17 protein-coding genes are annotated in these 17072 nt (G+C 69.6%); 8 read left to right on the top strand and 9 right to left on the bottom strand.

Features of this window, described 5'->3' with window-relative positions; translation table 11 throughout:
* Positions 1-122: 122 nt before the first annotated feature.
* From queA to lipB, 6 genes are all read right to left on the bottom strand, one after another.
* On the bottom strand, positions 123-1247 hold the full coding sequence (gene queA, locus CJZ78_RS06900; protein WP_094560165.1) for a tRNA preQ1(34) S-adenosylmethionine ribosyltransferase-isomerase QueA: 1125 nt from the start codon (positions 1245-1247) through the stop codon (positions 123-125).
* A gap of 16 nt (positions 1248-1263) precedes the next feature.
* Positions 1264-3129, bottom strand: a complete 1866-nt coding sequence (locus CJZ78_RS06895; protein WP_233128553.1) for an APC family permease — start codon at positions 3127-3129, stop codon at positions 1264-1266.
* A gap of 13 nt (positions 3130-3142) precedes the next feature.
* On the bottom strand, positions 3143-4492 hold the full coding sequence (locus CJZ78_RS06890) for a dihydrolipoamide acetyltransferase family protein (protein WP_094560164.1): 1350 nt from the start codon (positions 4490-4492) through the stop codon (positions 3143-3145).
* A 76-nt stretch (positions 4493-4568) separates the two neighbouring features.
* Positions 4569-5012 carry a YlqD family protein gene (locus CJZ78_RS06885; RefSeq protein WP_094560163.1) on the bottom strand — a complete coding sequence of 148 codons (444 nt, stop codon included), beginning with the start codon at positions 5010-5012 and terminating at the stop codon, positions 4569-4571.
* 68 nt (positions 5013-5080) lie between these two features.
* Positions 5081-7045 (bottom strand): AMP-binding protein, encoded by a 1965-nt coding sequence (locus CJZ78_RS06880; RefSeq protein WP_094560239.1) that lies wholly within the window; start codon positions 7043-7045, stop codon positions 5081-5083.
* A 32-nt stretch (positions 7046-7077) separates the two neighbouring features.
* Positions 7078-7758: a lipoyl(octanoyl) transferase LipB gene (gene lipB / locus CJZ78_RS06875; protein ID WP_094560162.1), complete on the bottom strand. Its 681-nt coding sequence runs from the start codon at positions 7756-7758 to the stop codon at positions 7078-7080.
* Positions 7759-7812: 54 nt separating this feature from the next.
* Between lipB and hpf the strand changes: the two genes are divergently transcribed.
* From hpf to CJZ78_RS06850, 5 genes are read left to right on the top strand one after another with little or no spacing between them, the layout of a single operon-like run.
* On the top strand, positions 7813-8403 hold the full coding sequence (gene hpf / locus CJZ78_RS06870; protein WP_094560238.1) for a ribosome hibernation-promoting factor, HPF/YfiA family: 591 nt from the start codon (positions 7813-7815) through the stop codon (positions 8401-8403).
* Positions 8400-9068, top strand: coding sequence for a deoxyribose-phosphate aldolase (gene deoC / locus CJZ78_RS06865; RefSeq protein WP_094560161.1), 669 nt, complete (start codon positions 8400-8402; stop codon positions 9066-9068). Before hpf ends, deoC begins: the two co-directional genes overlap by 4 nt.
* A 7-nt stretch (positions 9069-9075) precedes the next feature.
* Complete coding sequence (gene recO / locus CJZ78_RS06860) at positions 9076-9870, top strand: DNA repair protein RecO (RefSeq protein WP_094560160.1); 795 nt, start codon at positions 9076-9078, stop codon at positions 9868-9870.
* Positions 9871-9895: 25 nt separating this feature from the next.
* Complete coding sequence (locus tag CJZ78_RS06855) at positions 9896-11236, top strand: MFS transporter (protein ID WP_198953857.1); 1341 nt, start codon at positions 9896-9898, stop codon at positions 11234-11236.
* Between the two features lie 27 nt (positions 11237-11263).
* Complete coding sequence (locus tag CJZ78_RS06850; protein ID WP_094560158.1) at positions 11264-12475, top strand: glycosyltransferase family 4 protein; 1212 nt, start codon at positions 11264-11266, stop codon at positions 12473-12475.
* Here the strand turns inward: CJZ78_RS06850 and pyrF are convergent.
* The 3 genes from pyrF to CJZ78_RS06835 form a co-directional block, all read right to left on the bottom strand.
* A complete protein-coding gene (gene pyrF, locus CJZ78_RS06845; RefSeq protein ID WP_094560157.1) occupies positions 12461-13198 on the bottom strand; it encodes an orotidine-5'-phosphate decarboxylase in 738 nt (245 codons plus the stop codon). The two genes, CJZ78_RS06850 and pyrF, sit on opposite strands and share 15 nt — an antisense overlap.
* Positions 13198-14490, bottom strand: coding sequence for a tyrosine--tRNA ligase (tyrS, locus tag CJZ78_RS06840; protein WP_094560156.1), 1293 nt, complete (start codon positions 14488-14490; stop codon positions 13198-13200). Before tyrS ends, pyrF begins: the two co-directional genes overlap by 1 nt.
* 68 nt (positions 14491-14558) lie before the next feature.
* On the bottom strand, positions 14559-14882 hold the full coding sequence (locus CJZ78_RS06835; protein ID WP_094560155.1) for a DUF1825 family protein: 324 nt from the start codon (positions 14880-14882) through the stop codon (positions 14559-14561).
* A 133-nt stretch (positions 14883-15015) separates the two neighbouring features.
* On the opposite strand from CJZ78_RS06835, the gene CJZ78_RS06830 reads away from it, so the two are divergent.
* From CJZ78_RS06830 to CJZ78_RS06820, 3 genes are read left to right on the top strand one after another with little or no spacing between them, the layout of a single operon-like run.
* The gene (locus CJZ78_RS06830) at positions 15016-15717 is read left to right on the top strand and encodes a response regulator transcription factor (RefSeq protein ID WP_094560154.1); all 702 of its coding nucleotides are present in this window, start codon (positions 15016-15018) and stop codon (positions 15715-15717) included.
* A 46-nt stretch (positions 15718-15763) separates the two neighbouring features.
* Complete coding sequence (locus CJZ78_RS06825; protein ID WP_094560153.1) at positions 15764-16456, top strand: type II secretion system protein GspK; 693 nt, start codon at positions 15764-15766, stop codon at positions 16454-16456.
* Positions 16457-16460: 4 nt separating this feature from the next.
* Complete coding sequence (locus tag CJZ78_RS06820; protein ID WP_094560152.1) at positions 16461-17060, top strand: hypothetical protein; 600 nt, start codon at positions 16461-16463, stop codon at positions 17058-17060.
* The last annotated feature ends 12 nt before the right edge of the window (positions 17061-17072 follow it).

Genomic DNA, 17072 nt, shown 5'->3' with positions numbered 1-17072 from the left:
ATTGAAGCCAGCCCTGCCCAGCCCCCGGCCCCAACCGGGGGCTTTTTGCTGGCCCCTCTTTCCCTCTCTGGCCAGCAGGCCAGCAGTAATCCTGCCTTGAGGTTCTTGGCAGCTCAGGCCCTTTAAAGCGATGGAGCGGCTGAACTGAGCACCGCCTCCGGCGCGATCCACATGGCGTCGCCATAGGAGAAGAAGCGATACTGGCGCTCGATCGCCTCGGCATACAACGCCAACAGGCGCTCGCGACCGATCAGGGCACTCACCAGCAGCAGCAGGGAGCTCTTGGGCAGGTGGAAGTTGGTGAGCAGGCCCTGCACCACGGCAAAGCGATAGCCGGGCTGGATCACCAGATTCACGGGGCCGGTGTGGGGCCGCAGCTCGCCGCCGTGCAGCTGGGCCACGGCTTCGAGGCTGCGCACCGAGGTGGTGCCGATGGCGATCACCCGGCCGCCGCGGGCCCGGCAGGCGGCCACCGCGGCCACCAGCGCCGGGCTCACCTCCACCCACTCGCTGTGCAGCTCCAAGTGGCGCAGATCTTCCGTTTCCACCGGCCGGAAGGTGCCCAGGCCTACGTGCAGGGTGGTGGTGGCCAGCTCAACGCCCCGCTCCCGGATCGCCGCCAGCAAGGCGTCGCTGAGGTGGAGGCCCGCCGTGGGCGCAGCCACCGCTCCGGGGCGAGCGGCATAGCGGGTCTGGTAGCGCTCGTTGTCGGCAGCGTCGTGCTCGTGGATGTAGGGCGGCAGCGGGATGGCGCCGTAATGGATCAGCAGCGGTTCCAGGGCCGCCGCATCGGCATATTGCGGCGGAAACTGCACGATGCGACCGCCGGTGGTGGGGTCGCTGCCGAGCACCTGCACCGCCAGGGGCGGCTGGCCATCGGCCACCACCTCGATCCAATCGCCCGGCCGGAGCTTCTTGGCGGGCTTCGCCAGGCAGAGCCATTGGCCCTGGCCACCCTGCCAGGGCTCCAGCACCAACAGCTCCACAGCACCGCCGCTGGGCCGGCGTGCTTCCAGGCGGGCCCGCAGCACCCGGGTGTCGTTCACCACCAGCAGATCACCCTGCTGCAACTCCTGCTGCAGCTCCCACACCGTGAGGTGGCGGGCCAGGGGAGCAGGGCCCACCCCGGGCGGGTCCACCGCCAGCAGCCGGGCGGCATGGCGGGGCTCCACCGGCCGCTGGGCGATGCGCTCCTCGGGAAGCTGGAAGTCGTAGCTGGAGAGCCGCAGATCGGCGGGATCGCTCATGGCAGCAGGCCCTGGCTCATGCCGGCAGGTAGTAGCGCACCAGGGTGAACACCCGGTTGCCGCTGGCATCGAGCGCCCGGTGCATGTTGATGCCGCGCTGGTTGAGCAGCAGGGAATCAAAGCGATAGCGCGGGATCGCCATCGGCATCACGATCGTGAGGCTCACCTCCGGGTGGGCTTGCTGCTCTCCAGTCACAAACGCCACGAACGGATCGATCAGAGAAGCAAAGGGGCTGTCCAGGATCCGCAGGCTGATGCCGGGCGACTCGCCCACCAGCCGCTGCCAGTCGCCGCGGATCAGCTCGATGTCGTCCCCCTCCGAGCGCACCCACACCGCGCTGACCTGATCCGACACCGTGGCGGCGTAGCGCAGAGCATCCAGGGAGGGACGGGAGAAGGAGGCGATCCAGACGATGCTGCGGTTGCCCACCGGATCGCGCCGCTGGGGCAACACAACGCTGCCCTGGGCGTCGGCAGGCAAGGCGATGGCGGCGTAGACGCGGCGATAGCGATCGCGAATGCTGGCCAGAAGCCACACCAGCAGGGGGATGGCGATGACCACCGTCCAGGCGCCCTCGTCAAACTTGCTCACCACGATCACCAGCAGCACCACCAACGTGGTGAGGGCACCCAGCGCGTTGATGGCCAGCCGACCGAACCAGCCGGCACCGCGCCGGCGCCACCAGCGCACCACCATGCCGGCCTGGGAGAGGGTGAACGCCATGAACACGCCCAGGGCGTAAAGGTTCACCGCCACGGTGGTGTCGCCCCGGCACACCAGGATGATCAGGGCCGTGGCCGCCAGCAGCACGGCGATGCCGTTCTGGAACACCAGCCGGTCGCCGATCCAGCCCATCTGGCGGGGCAGAAAGCGGTCCTGGGCCAGCATCGCCGCCAGGCGCGGAAAGCCCGCGAAGGCGGTGTTGGCCGCCAGCGTGAGAATCAGCAGGGTGGTGATCTGCAGCGCCCAGAACAGCCCACTGCCGGCACCGAACACCCGCATGCCCACCTGGGCCAGCACGGTGCGATCGGGGTCGGGGGCCACCCCGTAGAGATAGGCCAGGCCGCTGACAGCCAGGAACATGGCCCCCAGCATCAGGCCCATCACCAGCATCGTGGCGCGGGCGCGGCGCGCAGCTGGCTCGCGAAACACCGAGACGCCGTTGGCGATGGCCTCGATGCCGGTCATGGCCGAGCAACCGGAGCTGAAGGCTCGCAGCACCAGAAACAGACCCAGGGGCTCCACGGCCCGGATGGCCGGTGGGGCGTCGGGGGTGAAGCCATGGGCAACCACCAGGTTCTGGAGGCCAAAAACCGCCAGCAACGCCACCATCACCACAAAGGCGTAGGTGGGAATGCTGAAGGCCTGGCCGGCTTCGCGCAGGCCGCGCAGGTTGGCCCAGCCCACCGCCAGCAGCAACAGCAGCGCCAGGGGCACCTCATAGGGGAGTAGCCCTGGCCAGAGCGAGGAGAGGGCCTGGGTGCCGGCCATCAGGCTCACCGCCGCCGTGAGGGTGTAGTCCACCAAGAGGGCGGCAGCCGCCAGCAGGGAGGGGCCGGTGCCCAGGTTCTCCCTTGCCACCACGTAGGAGCCACCGCCCTGGGGGTAGGCCTCGATCGTCTGGCGATAGGACGCCACCACGATGGCAATCAGGGCGATGATCGCCAGGGTGATCGGCAGCGACAACCGCAGCGCCTGGCTGCCGGCCAGCACCAGCACCCCCAGGGCAGCCTCCGTGGCATAGGCCACCGAAGACAGGGCATCCGAGGCGAGGATCGGCAGGGCCTGCACGCTGGGCAGGCGCTCGGAGGCAGCGGCAGCTTTCGGCAGAGGCCTGCCGAGCAGCCAGCGGATCAGAGCGGTGGCTGCAGGCTGATTCACAGTCGCATCAGAATCAGAGCGCCAGGCTTTCGGGGTTGGTCTCGATCAGCTGGGCCAGATCCTTGAGGAAGGCGGCAGCGTGGGCGCCGTAGATGGTGCGGTGGTCGCAGGTGAGGTTCACCTGCATCTGGTTGGCCACGCGCATGGAGCCATCCTTGCCGGCCACCACGGTGGGGCGAGAGGCCGCCACCGCCAGGATGGCGCCGGTGCCGGGGGGCAGGATCGCGTCGAAGCGATCGACGCCAAACATCCCCAGATTGGACAGGGTGAAGGTGCCGGTGCTGTATTCCTCAGGCTGGAGCTGCTTGCTGCGGGCGCGGCTCACCAGATCAGCCCAGTTGCGGGCCATCGAATAGATGTCGGTCTTGTCGGCATTCGCCAGCACCGGGGTGATCAGGCCGCCGTCCTCCATGGCCACCGCCACCGCCACATTCACCGCGGCGGGGAAGCTCATGGCGCTGCCATCGGCACTGGTGGCCGCGTTCACCTGGGGATGGCGGGCCAGCACCACGCCCACGGCCTTGGCCAGCAGGGCCGTCATCGTGACGCCCTTGGGCTTCACCTGCTTGTAGAAGGCGTCGAGCTTGGTGGTGGTGATGGTGTAGCCCACCCGGAAACAGGGAACCGCCAGGCTGGCGAGCATATTGCGGTTCACCGCGCCCTGGAGGGTGTTGAAGCTCACGCTCTCACCGGGCCGGCCAAAGGCTTCACCGGCAGGCGCAGGAGCCGCCGGGGCTGCACCGTTACCGCCGGCAGCCGCCACGGCGGCCGGACCCGAGCCCTCGGCCACCCGGGGCACCGTGATCGGTTGCCCGGTGGCGGCGAGCACGTCGTCGGCCTGAATGCGGCCGTGGGGACCGCTGCCACGCAAACCGCCCAGGTCAACGCCCAGCTGGGATGCGAGCTTTTTGGCCCGGGGGGAAGCCACCACCCGACCGCTGGCCGTCGACGCGGGGGCCACCACCGGAGCCGCCACCACTGGAGCGGGAGCGGGGGTTGGCGGAGCCGCCACCGGAGCCGGAGGAGCTGCCACTGGAGCCGCCGCAGCGGGAGCCGGTGCGGGAGCGGCCGCAGCCGCGGGAGCGGCGGGGGCCTTGGCCGCCGCCTCAGCGATCTCGGCCTCGGTTTCCACAATCAGGCCGATGGTCTCGCCCACCGGCGCCGTGCCACCGGCCGGCATCAGCACCGCAGCCAGGAAGCCCTCGTTGAACGACTCAACGTCCATGTCGGCCTTGTCGGACTCGACCACCAGCACGGATTCACCGCGCTCCACCTTGTCGCCCGGCTTCTTGAGCCACTCCACGATCTTGCCCTCCGTCATGGTGGAGGAGAGGGCCGGCATAAAGATTTCGTGGGTTGCCAACGGGGGTCTGCCGCGCAGTTGGGCGGATTTTACGTGGCTCCTGGTTGGGGCTCCTGGGCTCGGCGAGTGGAGCTGCTCAGGCGCCGGCTTCGATGGCCTCGATCACGCCATCGCGCACCAGCACAGCCGCCTGCAGCTTCTCCACCAGGTTGTCGCCCACCTTCACCTCGCACAGGCTTTCGATCTGCCCCTGCTCCACGATCTGCTCCATCTCCAGCTCCCGCACCTGGCGCTGCTGCTCGAGCATCTGACGCTTCTGCTCTTCCAGCTCGGCCCGCTTGGCGGCCACCTGCTGCTGCACCGAAGCCACCTGGTCCTGCACCCGCGGATCGAGCGGATTGGCGCTCTGGCGACGGATCTCGTCGACCAGCTGCTGACCCTCCTGCTCCAGCTGGGACAACTGACCGTCGACGTTGGCGATGGCGTTGCTCAGCTCGCGCTCAGCATCCTCTTTCCAGCGGGGTGTGACCACGGCACGCACAGTGATCGTGCGCTTGATCGTCAGGGAGCCGTCAGCCATGGGGGATGCAAAGCAGCATTCAGGCTGTCAGCGCGGCGGGCGGGGGTCAACGGTCGGTTGGCCGCACCTCACCGGGGCGTGTAGATCGCGGCGATCGCGCCGCCATCCCGAGCGGCGATGCGGTCGCGGCGCTGCTTGAGGGTCTGGGTCAGCAGGCCGTTGTCGAGGCTGAAGGGCTCCACCAAGGCCACCCCGGCCAGGCGCTCATCGGGCCGGGAGCCCGGGCGAGCAGCCAGCAGCCGGTTGCACTCGCGGGTGAGGGCGCGCAGCAGGGCCGCCTCGCCCGCCGGGTCGCCGTCCACCTGGGTGATGAGGCCGGCGGCTGCGGCGAAGGCAGCCAGGGCTTCGGGCTTGGGCACCAGCAGGGCGCCGAGCTGCTTGCGGTCCTGGCCCACCAGCATCACCTGCTCGATCAGGGGACTGGCCACCAGGGCCTCCTCCAGCGGGCCGGGCTCGATGTTCTCGCCGCTGCTCAGCACAATCGTGTCCTTGGCCCGGCCGGTGAGCACCAGGGAGCCATCGGGCAGCAACTGGCCCAGATCGCCGGTATCAAACCAACCCTCGCCATCCAGCACCGCAGCGGTGGCCTCAGGCTTGCGCCAGTAGCCCGCCATCACCTGGGGGCCGCGGGCCAGCACCCGGCCCCGCTGGCCAAGGGCCAGGAGGGCGCCGGTTTCGGGATCGACGATCCGCAGGCTGGTGGCCGGCAGCGGCTGGCCGGCACTGCCGCGGCGGTTGGCCCAGCTGCGGCGGCAGCTGAGCACCGGGCTGGTTTCGGTGAGGCCGTAGCCCACCAGCAGCTCGATGCCGATCGCCTCGAAAAAACCATCCACGTGCAGGGCCAGGGCGCCACCGCCGCTGATGGCGGTGCGCAACCGCCCGCCCACCAATTGCTGACGCACCTTGGGCCAAAGCAGCGCCGCCGCCAGCCGGTGCAGCGGCCAGCGCAACAGCGCCAGCCCCGCGGCTCCAACCCGGGCCGGCCAGCCCTCTGGCGTCAGGGTGAGATCGAAGGCCTGGCGACGCTGCTGGCCGTAGGCGCGGCTGTTGGCCAGGGCGGCCCGTAGCAACCGCTGCCGCGAGGCGGGCATCGCCGTCAGGGCATCGTCGAAGCCGGAGAGCAGGGCCTCCCACAGGCGCGGCACGCTGATCAGATAGTGGGGCCGCACCCGCTGCAGATCGGCACGCAGCTGCTTGAGGGTGGTGTAGGTCTGCCGGCAGCCGCAGGCCAGCAGGAAATATTCGGCACTGCGCTCGTAGGAATGCCAGATCGGCAACACGCTCACCACGCGGTCACCGGGCCGGGGAGCCACGGCCACCCCCAGGTGCCGCAGCTGGTGCAGCAGGTTGGCGTGACTGAGGGGCACACCCTTGGGCTGCCCCGTGGTGCCGGAGGTGTACAGGATCGTGGCGAGGCGGGCTCCGTCCCCTGGCGGGGGCGGGGCCGGCGTGCCGGAGGCCAACGCCGCCGCCCCGCGCTCGAGCAGTTCGCCCCAGCTCAGGCAGGGCACCGGCGGCGCTCCCTCACCCCGTTCGCCCTCCAACACCAGCACGAAACGCAGCCGGGCCAGCCGGGTGTTCTCGAGGGCGAGCTTCTCCAGCAACGCCGCCGACTCCACCACCAGAGCCACGGCCCCGGAGTCGTCGAGGGTGTAGCGCAGCTCCTCCAGCGGCGCGGCGCTGCCCCGCACCGCATCGGCGGCGCCGGCCCGCATCAGCCCCTGATCCGCCTGCAGCCAGCGGGGGCCGTTTTCGGCGAACAGGGCCACCACATCCCCCGCACCCACCCCAAGGCCGGCGAAGGCCGCCGCAGCCTGCTCGATGCGCTGGTGCAGCTGGCGATAGCTGAGCTGCTCCGGGATGGAGGCGTGCGGTGCCTCCAGGGCCAGGGCCTCGCCATGGCGCTCGGCCAGCACGGGCCACAGTTGCTCCAGGCCGGTGATCTGACTCCAGTCGCTGCGACGGGCCAGGGCCTGCTGATCGCGACGGCTGCCGCTCCAGTGGATCTCAGCGGGGGAGACGGCGCGGGCCATGGCGAGAGGGGCGGCGGAGCTCAGCCCCAGGGTTACCACCCCTGCAGCCGTTCCTGGGGCTTCGGTGGACGCAGGGCCAGACCAAACCGATCGGCCAGGGCCGCCAGCAGCGGTTGGCGCAGCCCCTCGCTGGTGAGCTCAGGCCGCCAGTCGGCCAGTCGCCCCACCGGGTGGTCGGCGAGGCCGCAGGGCACCACCGCCGCAAAGCCCGCCAGGTCGCCATCCACGTTGAGGGCCAGGCCGTGCTGGCTGATCCAGCGGCGCGCCCCCACGCCGATGGCCGCCACCTTGCGGCCCTCCAGCCACACCCCGGTGAGCCCGGCGATCCGTTCCCCCTGCAGATCCAGGCCGGCCAACAGATCAATCACCACCTGCTCCAGCTGGCGCATGTAGAGGTGCAGGTCGGCGCCATGGCGCTGCAGGTTGAGCACTGGATAGAGCACCAGCTGGCCCGGGGCGTGGTGGGTCACCTCGCCGCCGCGATCGATGCGGTGCAGCGGCAGCGGTGGGGCGGCCGGATCGAAGCGCAGGAAGGCCTCCGAGGCACCGCGGCCCAGGGTGTAGCAGGCCTCATGCTCCAGCAGCAGCACCGCCTCCGGCCCTTCAGGGTCCAGCAGGAGCCGTTGCTGCAGGCTGCGCTGGGCTTCCCAGCCCAGCAGAAACGGCACCGGTTGCGCCGCTTCGAAAAGGATTGCGTCGAGCTTGAGGCACATCACCAACCGTTCTTAGCGTTGGGGCACCAGAGCACCGGAGGCGGTTGCCATCTGATGAAACTGCTGATCCATGGCCGCAATCTTGACGTCACCCCGGCCATCCGGGAGTACACCGAAACCAAGCTGACCCGCGCCATTCACCACTTCGAAGGCCTCGTCAAAGAGGCCGACGTGCACCTGTCGGTGGCCCGCAACCCGCGGGTGCCGCAGCAAACCGTGGAGGTGACGATGTTTGCCAACGGCACCGTGATCCGGGCCCAGGAGCGCAGCGACAACCTCTACGCCAGCATCGACCTGGTGGCCAGCAAGCTCAGCCGCCAGCTGCACCGCTACAAAGACCGCATCCACGAGCAGGCCCAGGGTCCGGTGCACCGCTCCGCCCGCGATGAGGAGGCCGGCGCTGCTGCCAACCTGCCGCCGCCGGGAGCCACCCTGGTGGACGGCAAGGAGCCCGAACTGCCCAACCGAGGCGTGCGGCGCAAGTATTTTGCCATGCCGCCGATGACCCTCGACGACGCCCAGCATCAGCTGGAGCTGATCGACCACGACTTCTACGTGTTCCGCGACGCGGAGAGCGGCCAGATCCAGGTGGTGTATCACCGCAACCATGGCGGCTTCGGGGTGATCCAGGCCAAGGAGGCGTGAGCGCCGACCGGCCCGACCTGGCCCCCCTGATCGACCATGCCCTGCTGGATCCTCACCAGGGCCAGGGCGCGATCCGGCAATGCTGCGAGGAGGCCCGCCACTTCGGCTTTGCCGGGGTGTGCGTGGCCTCTCGCTGGGTGGCCACGGCCCGGGAGCAGCTGCCCCGGGAGGGCAAGGGCCGCACCCCCCAACTGATTGCGGTGGTGGGGTTTCCCTTCGGCGCGGTGCCATCGGCGGTGAAGCAGGCCGAAGCCGAAGCGGCCGCCGCGGCCGGCGCCGATGAACTTGATGTGGTGCCGGATTTCGGAGCCCTGGCCGACCGGGCCAGCACACCGGTCCACGACGAACTGGCGGCCATCTGCGAGTTGGACCTGCCCGTGAAGGTGATCCTGGAGGTGGGCAAGCTGGATCCCGAGGCCCTGGCCCTGCTGGTGGAGATCAGCATCGACGCCGGCGCCCGCTTCCTCAAAACCGGCAGCGGCTTCGGTCCGCCGGTGACGGTGGAGCAGGTGCGGCAGCTCAAGGAGCTGGCCCGCGGCAGGGCCGCGATCAAGGCCTCAGGCGGCATCACCAACCTCGAGCAGGCCCTGGCGTTGGTGGAAGCCGGCGCCACACGCCTGGGCACCAGCCGCGGCGTGGCCCTGGCCCAGGCGCTGCGGGGCTGAGTCTGCCGTGCCCGAGGAGAGCCTGGAAGGACTGGCCCTGAGCTGCAAGCCCCTCGGTGAAAACGATCGCCTGCTGACCCTGCTCAGCGACGACCAGGGGGTGATCCGACTCGCGGTGCCCGGGGCGCGCAAACCCCGCAGCAGCCTGGCCGCCGCCGTGCCCCTGAGCCATCTGCGGCTGCAGGTGGGTGGCCGCAGCGGCCTGCGGCGGGTGCGCCAACTGAAGGTGCTGCGCAGCTACAGCGGCCTGGCCCAGCAACTCGAGGCCCTGGCCGCTGCCCAGGCCCTCTGCGAGCTCTGCCTGGCCCTGGTCCCCAGCGAAGCTCCGGCGCCGGGCATGCTCGCCGACCTGCTGATGCAGCTGGGGCGCCTCGATGCGCTGGTGCGGGAGCGGGGCTGCGATCTGGAGGCCCTGGCGGTTGCGGTGCAAGGGAGCGTTCACCTGCTCGCCCTGGGCGGCTATGCCCTACCGCTCGGACGCTGCGCCCGCAGCGGCGAGCCCCTGGAGCCGCCGCTGGGCAACTGGGACTGGCGCTGCAGCCTGGTGCCCAGCGAGGGCCTGGCGATCGGCGGGGTGCCTGGGGCGCGGGTGGTGCTCAACGCCTCGGAATTGGCCCTGCTGCAACGGCTGCTTCGGCCCAACCTGCCCCGCCGGCGCGATGGCGAGCTGATGGGACCGCTGCCGGTTTGGCTGCACCTGCTCGAGCTGGTGGAGCATTGGACCCAGGAGCACCTGGGCCGCAAACCGCGGGCCTACCGGCTGCTGCGCACGGGCCTGGCCCCAGGCCTTGCGGCATCATGACGGGCCAGCAGCAGCCCAGGCCAGATTGAGCGGCAGTTCCAACGCCACCGGCTTGCAAGGCGTTCTGGCGCTGCCCGATTTCCGCCGGCTGTGGCTGGGCCAGGTCTTTTCGCAGCTGGCTGACAAGTTCTACATCGTGCTGATGGTGTTCCTGATCGCCCAGACCTGGGTGAAGGGCACCCCGGAGGCCAACCCCGCCCTGGCCGAGGCGGCCTCGGCGATCCGCCTCGATCTGCCCGAAACCCGGGCCCAGATGATCACCCTGTTGGCCACGGGCATCTACGTGGCCAACACGATTCCGGCGATGCTGCTCGGCACGGTGGCCGGGGTGTGGGCCGACCGCTGGCCCAAACGGGCTGTGATGGTGGCCTCCAATGGCCTGCGGGCGGCGTTGGTGCTGCTGGCCCCCTTCTGCCTGGTGGAGGGGCCCGAGTGGCTCGGCTTGAGCTGGGGCTACTGGGGTCTGGTGCTGATGACCCTGCTCGAATCGGTGCTCACCCAGTTCTTCGCCCCCGCCGAACAGGCGGCCATCCCCCAGTTGGTGCCCAGCGATCAGCTGCTGGCGGCCAATTCGCTGTATCAGGCCACGAGCATGGCCGCCACGATCGTGGGCTTCGCCCTGGGCGACCCGATCCTGCGGCTGCTGCACCTGGGCCTGCGCCAGATCGGCATGGATGGCGGTGAATTCCTGCTGCTGCCCTTTTGTTATGGGCTGGCGGCCGTGGCGATCAGCCGGATCCGCTGGCGGGAACAACCCAGGCCCCTCAGCCGCAGCTCCGTGTGGCAGGAAATCGGCGAGGGCCTCCAGGTGCTGCGGGAGCGGCCACGGGTGCGCAGCGCCATGGTGCAACTGGTGCTGCTCTACAGCCTGCTGGCGGCCCTCTACGTGCTGGCGATCAGCCTGGCCTCGGCGATCCCCGGGCTGGGGCCCACCCAGTTCGGCACCCTGCTGGCCATGAGCGGCCTGGGGCTGGCGACCGGAGCCCTGGCGGTGGCCCAGCTCGGCCAAGGCCTCAACCGTCGCCACCTGGCCGCCACGGGGCTGGGCACCATCGGCTGGAGCCTGGTGCTGCTGGGCCAGCTGCGCGGCAACCTCGTGTTCACCCTGCTGCTCTGCGCCGTGCTGGGCGTGGGTTCGGCCCTGTTGGCGATCCCCGCCCAGACCACGATCCAGGAGGAGACGCCCGAGGACCTGCGCGGCAAGGTGTTTGGCCTGCAGAACAACCTGATCAACATCGCCCTGAGCCTGCCGCTGGTGCTGGCTGGTGCAGTGGTGAGCCGCTACGGCCTGCTGCCGGTGCTGTGGGGGCTGGCGGCGATCGCCCTGGCGGCAGCGGTGATGGAGCGGCCCTGGCAGCGCTGTTAGCGTGGATTTCCGGACGCGCGAGCCCTGGTGGCCCACATTGCCTGGCTGGGCAAAAAAAACCCGTTCTGCGGCAATGTCACCTACGGACTGAGCACCACCCATGCGCTGCGCAGCCGTGGCCACGGGATCAGCTTCATCCACTTCGACACCCCCGCCGGCAGCCTGGGCCGGTCGGGCGAGGCCCTCACGGAGGTCGAAACCCTCGGAGACAGCAACGGCGGCGGCCCGGAAGTGGCCCTGCCCTACCTGGTCAAATCGCAGGTGTACACGATTCCTTCACTGGGCGCCCAGCGGGAGCTGCGGGAATCCCTGGAGCGGCTCAAGCCCGACCTGGTGCACGCCAGCCTGACGCTCTCGCCGCTGGATTTCCGCCTGCCCGATCTCTGCCAGCAGCTGGGGCTGCCGGTGGTGGCCACCTTCCATCCGGCCTTCGATGCCAGCCTGCGCAACCTCACCGCCGGCACCCAGCAGCTCACCTACCAGCTCTACGCCCCAACCCTGGCCAAATTCGACCGGGTGATCGTGTTTTCGGAGCTGCAGGCCGAGGTGCTGCTGCGCCTGGGCGTGCGGGCCGAACGGCTGGCCGTGATCCCCAATGGCGTCGACACCGACACCTGGCGGCCGGCACCGGCCACCGGTGCCCAGGCAGCGGCCAGCCCCGAGCTGCAGGAGCTGCGCCAGCGGTTTGCCGGCCGGCGCGTTTTTCTCTACATGGGCCGGGTGGCCACCGAGAAGAACGTGGAAGCCCTGATCAAGGCCTGGCGGCTGGTGCGCCCGGCGGGTTGCGTGCTGGTGATCGTGGGCGATGGTCCCTTGCGCAGCGCCCTGCAGACCCCAGGCGATGAACCCGACGTGGTGTGGTGGGGATACGAACCCAGCCTCGAGCGGCGGGTGGCGTTTCAGCAACTGGCCGAAGTGTTTCTGCTGCCCTCGCTGGTGGAAGGGCTGAGCCTGGCCCTGCTGGAGGCCATGGCCAGCGGCACCGCCTGCATCGCCACCGACGCCGGAGCCGATGGTGAAGTGCTGGAGGGGGGCGCCGGCATCGTGATCAGCACCCAGGGGGTCACCACCCAGCTGCGCACCTTGCTGCCGGTGCTGCGGGATCAGCCGGTGCTCACGGAAGAGCTGGGCCGCCGGGCCCGGGCCCGGGCCCTGGAGCGTTACACCCTGGAAGGCAACATCCATGCCCTCGAGGCGCTCTACGCCGAGCTGGTGCCTCAGGGCTCACTGGTGGCCTGAGAGCTCAGCGCAGCAGGCAGCAAAAGCCGTCGCCGGATCGGGTACGGCCGTGATCGGGCGACCGATCACCAATTGGCTGGCACCCGCCACCAGGGCCTGGGCCGGCGTCATCACCCGCTGCTGATCCCCCAGGGCAGAACCGGCCGGGCGAATGCCTGGTGTCACCAGAGCAAAGGGCTCAGGATGGGCTGCCCGCAGGGCCGCCACCTCCAGGGGCGAGCACACGCAGCCGCCGATGCCGGCCGCCGCCGCCAGCCGGGCCAAGCGGGGCACGTAGGCGGACACAGGCTCGTCAATCGCAAGCTGGGCAGCGAAACCGGTGGACTCCCAGCTGGTGAGCACCGTCACGGCCAGCAAGGTGGGAGCGGGCAGGCCGGCGTCGTTGGCGGCCTCCAGGGCAGCAGCCTGGGTGGCAGCCAAGGCGTCATGGCCGGCACAGGCGTGCACCGTGATCAGCTCAGCCCCGAGGCGCGTGGCGCTGCGGCAGGCGCCGGCCATGGTGGCGGGGATGTCGTGGAACTTGAGATCCAGGAACACCCGCTTGCCCTGATCGCGCAGCTGCCGCACCACCGCCGGGCCGCCCGCCACAAACAGTTCGAGGCCCACCTTCACCCAGCGCAGCTCAGGAATCGCCGCGGCAAAGGCGAGTGCCTGATCCGGTCCCATGCCATCGAGGGCCACGATGATTCGATCAGCCGGATGTGCACCCAGGAGCCCAGCCATCAGCCCACCACCAGCCGCCGGAACGTCTTCTTGCCCAATTGCAGCACCTTGCCCGCCAGCTCGGCCGGGCCGGTGAACTCCTGGTTGGGATCGGCCAGCTTCTGGCCATCGAGCTTCACCCCACCCCCCTGGATCTGGCGCCGGGCCTCGCTGCTGCTGGCGCAGATCCCCACAGCACTGAGCAGATAGAAAGCCTTGGCGGGGAAGTTCACTGCCGCCAGCGAAGCCTCCGGCACCTCGGCATCGGCCGCCCCGGCGCCCTGGGCACCAGCCACAAGCTTGGCCGCATCCACCTGGGCCGCATCAGCCGCCGCATCACCATGGCGAGCCCGGGTGATCTCCAGGGCCATCGCCTTCTGACGCTCGCGGGGGTTCTCGGGCAGGGCGGCCAGCTCCAGATCGGTGAGCAAGGTGAGGTAGTCGTTCACCACCGCATCCGGCACCTTCTCAAGCTTCGAATACATCGAGAGCGGGTCTTCAGAGAGGCCCACGGTGTTGCCCAGGCTCTTGCTCATCTTCTGCACGCCATCAAGCCCCGGCAGGATCGGCAACAACAAGCCAAATTGGGGCCGCTGGCCGAAGTGGCGCTGCAGGTCGCGGCCCATGGCCACGTTGAACTTCTGGTCGGTGCCACCGAGCTCCACATCGGCCTGCACCTGCACAGAGTCGTAGCCCTGCAGCAGCGGATACAGGAACTCGTGCAGGGAAATGGGCGTGCCCGAGCCGTAGCGGTTGGCGAAATCCTCCTTGGCCAGCATCTGACCCACGGTGGAGATGCCCAGCAGCTCGATCACCTCGGGCAAATCGAGACCCGCAAGCCACTCGCTGTTGCGGCGCACCTCGAGGCGGCCAGGGGTGTCGAAATCCAGGAGCGCGCGCGACGGATCCTGGCCGAGTCCGAGCTGCACCAGATAAGTTTCGGCATTGGCTTCCACCGCGGCGGCGCTGAGCTGCACCCGGGTGGCGCTCTTGCCGGTGGGATCACCGATGCGGGCGGTGAAGTCGCCGATGATCAGCACCGCGGTGTGACCGGCGTCCTGAAAGACCCGCAGCTTGCGGAACAGAATCGAGTGGCCCAGGTGGATGTCGGAGCCGGTGGGATCGATGCCGAGCTTGATGCGCAGGGGCCTGCCGCTGCACTCCGCCTCGGCAAGGCGAGCCGCCAGCTGCTGATCGGGATCCTCGCCAGCCCCGACGGCGGCGCCGGCCGGAAACAGATCCGCCATCCCCCGGGCGAGCCAGGCCGGCAAGGCCCCATGAGGATGCACGACGGTTGGTTGCGGTCCTGTCATCGGCACCGGGGCCAGGGGCGACTGGGTGGCCGGATCGTACGCAGCCGCGACGGGATCGCCGTCAGGCCCTAGGCGGGAGCATCGAGCTGACCCTTCATGCGCTCGAGGGTCTGGTGCATCTGCTGGAACATCGTTTCCGGCGTCAGGCCGAACTGGCTGAGCTGGGCGCGCAGCTGCTCGACGGTGAGCTTGGCCTGGAAATCCTCGGAGAGCTCGAAGCGCTTCATGAACACCCGGTAGCGCTCCATCATGTCCTCCATCTTTTCGATGTAGAGCTTCTTGCCCTCCCGATCGAACTTGCCGTACTCACTGCCCAGCTGCATCAGCTGCTGGTAGTCGCCAAAGAGGCGCTTGGCTTCGTCCTGAACGATTTCGGATTCAAAGAACGCCATGCCCCTGGCAGTGCAGCGATTCTGTGATTCTGGTGAAGTCAAGCCGCCCTGGGGAGTGCGGATAGACGTAATCGCGATGCCACCCCGGCCAGCCTCAGCCAGCATGCGGCTCATGCTGCCGTGAACCCCACCCATGGACTTCACGCCAAAACTTGACCAGATCCGCCGCAACACCAGCCAGATCCACAACCTGCTGCGGGACGCCCGGCTGGTGGTCTGCTTCGGCAACCGGGCCCTGCTTTGCACGTTTGTGGGCGGTCTGATCGGACAGGACCACCTGGTGGTGGCCGCCACCTGCGAAGCGGCCGGCCTTGCCCTGGTGGAACAGCATCAGCCCAGCATGGTGGTTCTCAGCGACACCCTGGAGGAGGGCTCTGGCGTGGCCCTGGTGCAGGCGATCAAACAGCGCTGGCCCACCATTCACACCCTGCTGCTGATCAGTCAGGAGCAGCGCCAGGAGGCGATCAAGAGCGCCATCGAGGCTGGTTGTGATGGGTTGTTGGTGGAATCCCGCATGGGGCTGGGCAGTTCGCTTGCTGCGATCCATGCCATCAGCGGCGGCGGGGTGTATGTCGACCGAAGCCTGGCAGAGCTGTTTCGCCGGGGCCATGGCGATGGCGGCCCGCTCGAACCGCTGAGCGAGCGGGAGCGGCAGGTGCTCAGCCTCGTGGCCCGGGGTGACAGCAACGGCGAAATCGGCCAGCAGCTGTACGTTTCAGCAGACACGGTGAAAACCCACCTGCGTCACCTGTGCCGCAAGTTGCCGGCCCGCGACCGCACCCACGCCGCCGTGCTGGGCCTGCGCTGGGGGCTGATCGACTGGCCTGAAGCCTGAGCTGGCCGCTAGGTTCAGATCACCGTTGTTGCAGTCGCGATCCGCCATGGCCCAGCGGCACTGGTTGGATCCCCTCGCTCGTCAGCTGCTGAGGGCCACCGGGCAGATCCCAGCCGCCCGCCGCAGCCCCCAGCCCGAGCGGCCGGCCCCCGCCGACCAGCCGGACAGCTCGGATCGCGAGCAGGTGGAACGCGACATGCTGGCTCTCAAGCTGCAGCAGAACCCCGCGCTCAAGCTTGAGGATGCCGGGGCGGTTCGTCGCGCTGCCGCCCTGGGCTGGCGGCTGGACGTCAACCGCGCCACCCCCGCCGACTGGCTGCGGCTGCCGGGCATCGAAGCGGCCCAGGTGGACCTGTTGCTGCGGCTCCAGGCCGGGGGCGTGCAGCTCAGCGGGATCGAGGATCTGCAACGGCTGCTGGAGCTGCCCGCAGCGGTGGTGGAGAGCTGGGGCCCCCTGTTGGAGTTTCGCTGGTATGGCGAACCCGCCCTGCCGGTGCAACCGTTCAGCCCCCTGGATCTGAACCGCGCCACGGCCACGCAACTCGAAGAACTGGGACTGGATCCGGAACGGCTGCGCCGGCTGCTGCGCGAGCGGGGGCGCGGCCCCTTCCGCGATCTGGCCGACCTGCAACAGCGCCTGCAGCTGCCGGCGGCGTTGGTGGAAGCCTGGATCGGCAAGGTGCGCTTCCAACCGGGGCCAGCCGGTCCGGTGCTGCCGCCGGCCAGCAAGGCGTCCTAGGGCCGTGGCGCGCCAAGGGGAGTTGTTTGCTGGATCGGCCCTCGGGGGAGCGGCCCATGCCGAGGGCGCCGATCTTCCTCTGTTGACCCACCAGCTGCAGGAGTGGCAGGCCCGGCTGGCGGCCCACCAGCAACCCCTGTTTGCCAACCAGGAGGGGGGCGGCCAGCAGGGGTCATTGTTTGCCACCCCTCCCGAGGATCCCCAGGGCGAAGCCGAGCGCTTCCAGCCCCTCAGCCTGCAGCCCCAGCCCCTGTCGTTCTGGCGCTGGCCCGCCGCACCCCAGCAGGGGGCCGCCCTGTACGTGGTCACCGATCGCCCCGCCGGCCTGCCCCAGCCGCTGCTGCTCTACGTGGGCGAAACCGGCCGGGCTGATCGGCGCTGGAAAGGCGAGCACGATTGCAAGGCCTACCTGGCCGCCTACAGCGAGGCCCTGCTGAAGGTCGGCCTGGGCTGCCAGCTCAGCATTCGCTTCTGGCTGGATGTGCCCGCCGCCGTTCGGCCGCGACGGGCCCTGGAGCAGGCGCTGATTCGCCGCTGGCTGCCGCCCTTCAACAAGGAAACGCGCAGCCGCTGGGCCACACCGTTCCAGGCCGATCCCGCCTAGGCGCGCTGGCTA

Origin of the sequence: Synechococcus sp. 8F6 (assembly GCF_002252665.1) — a bacterium.
Taxonomy (GTDB): Bacteria; Cyanobacteriota; Cyanobacteriia; order PCC-6307; family Cyanobiaceae; genus Cyanobium_A.
The sequence above is the reverse complement of the archived record's forward strand: the minus strand, read 5'-3'. Positions and strand labels throughout refer to the sequence as shown.

What these genes read in the sequence shown, in the direction of transcription:
- pyrF (WP_094560157.1), bottom strand. Translation starts at nt 13,198, where the DNA reads ATGGCTGGGCTCCTGGGTGCACATCCGGCTGATCGAATCATCGTGGCC.
- CJZ78_RS06835 (WP_094560155.1), bottom strand. Translation starts at nt 14,882, where the DNA reads ATGGCGTTCTTTGAATCCGAAATCGTTCAGGACGAAGCCAAGCGCCTC.
- CJZ78_RS06885 (WP_094560163.1), bottom strand. Translation starts at nt 5,012, where the DNA reads ATGGCTGACGGCTCCCTGACGATCAAGCGCACGATCACTGTGCGTGCC.
- CJZ78_RS06830 (WP_094560154.1), top strand. Translation starts at nt 15,016, where the DNA reads ATGGACTTCACGCCAAAACTTGACCAGATCCGCCGCAACACCAGCCAG.
- lipB (WP_094560162.1), bottom strand. Translation starts at nt 7,758, where the DNA reads ATGTGCCTCAAGCTCGACGCAATCCTTTTCGAAGCGGCGCAACCGGTG.
- tyrS (WP_094560156.1), bottom strand. Translation starts at nt 14,490, where the DNA reads ATGACAGGACCGCAACCAACCGTCGTGCATCCTCATGGGGCCTTGCCG.
- CJZ78_RS06880 (WP_094560239.1), bottom strand. Translation starts at nt 7,045, where the DNA reads ATGGCCCGCGCCGTCTCCCCCGCTGAGATCCACTGGAGCGGCAGCCGT.
- queA (WP_094560165.1), bottom strand. Translation starts at nt 1,247, where the DNA reads ATGAGCGATCCCGCCGATCTGCGGCTCTCCAGCTACGACTTCCAGCTT.
- hpf (WP_094560238.1), top strand. Translation starts at nt 7,813, where the DNA reads ATGAAACTGCTGATCCATGGCCGCAATCTTGACGTCACCCCGGCCATC.
- CJZ78_RS06825 (WP_094560153.1), top strand. Translation starts at nt 15,764, where the DNA reads ATGGCCCAGCGGCACTGGTTGGATCCCCTCGCTCGTCAGCTGCTGAGG.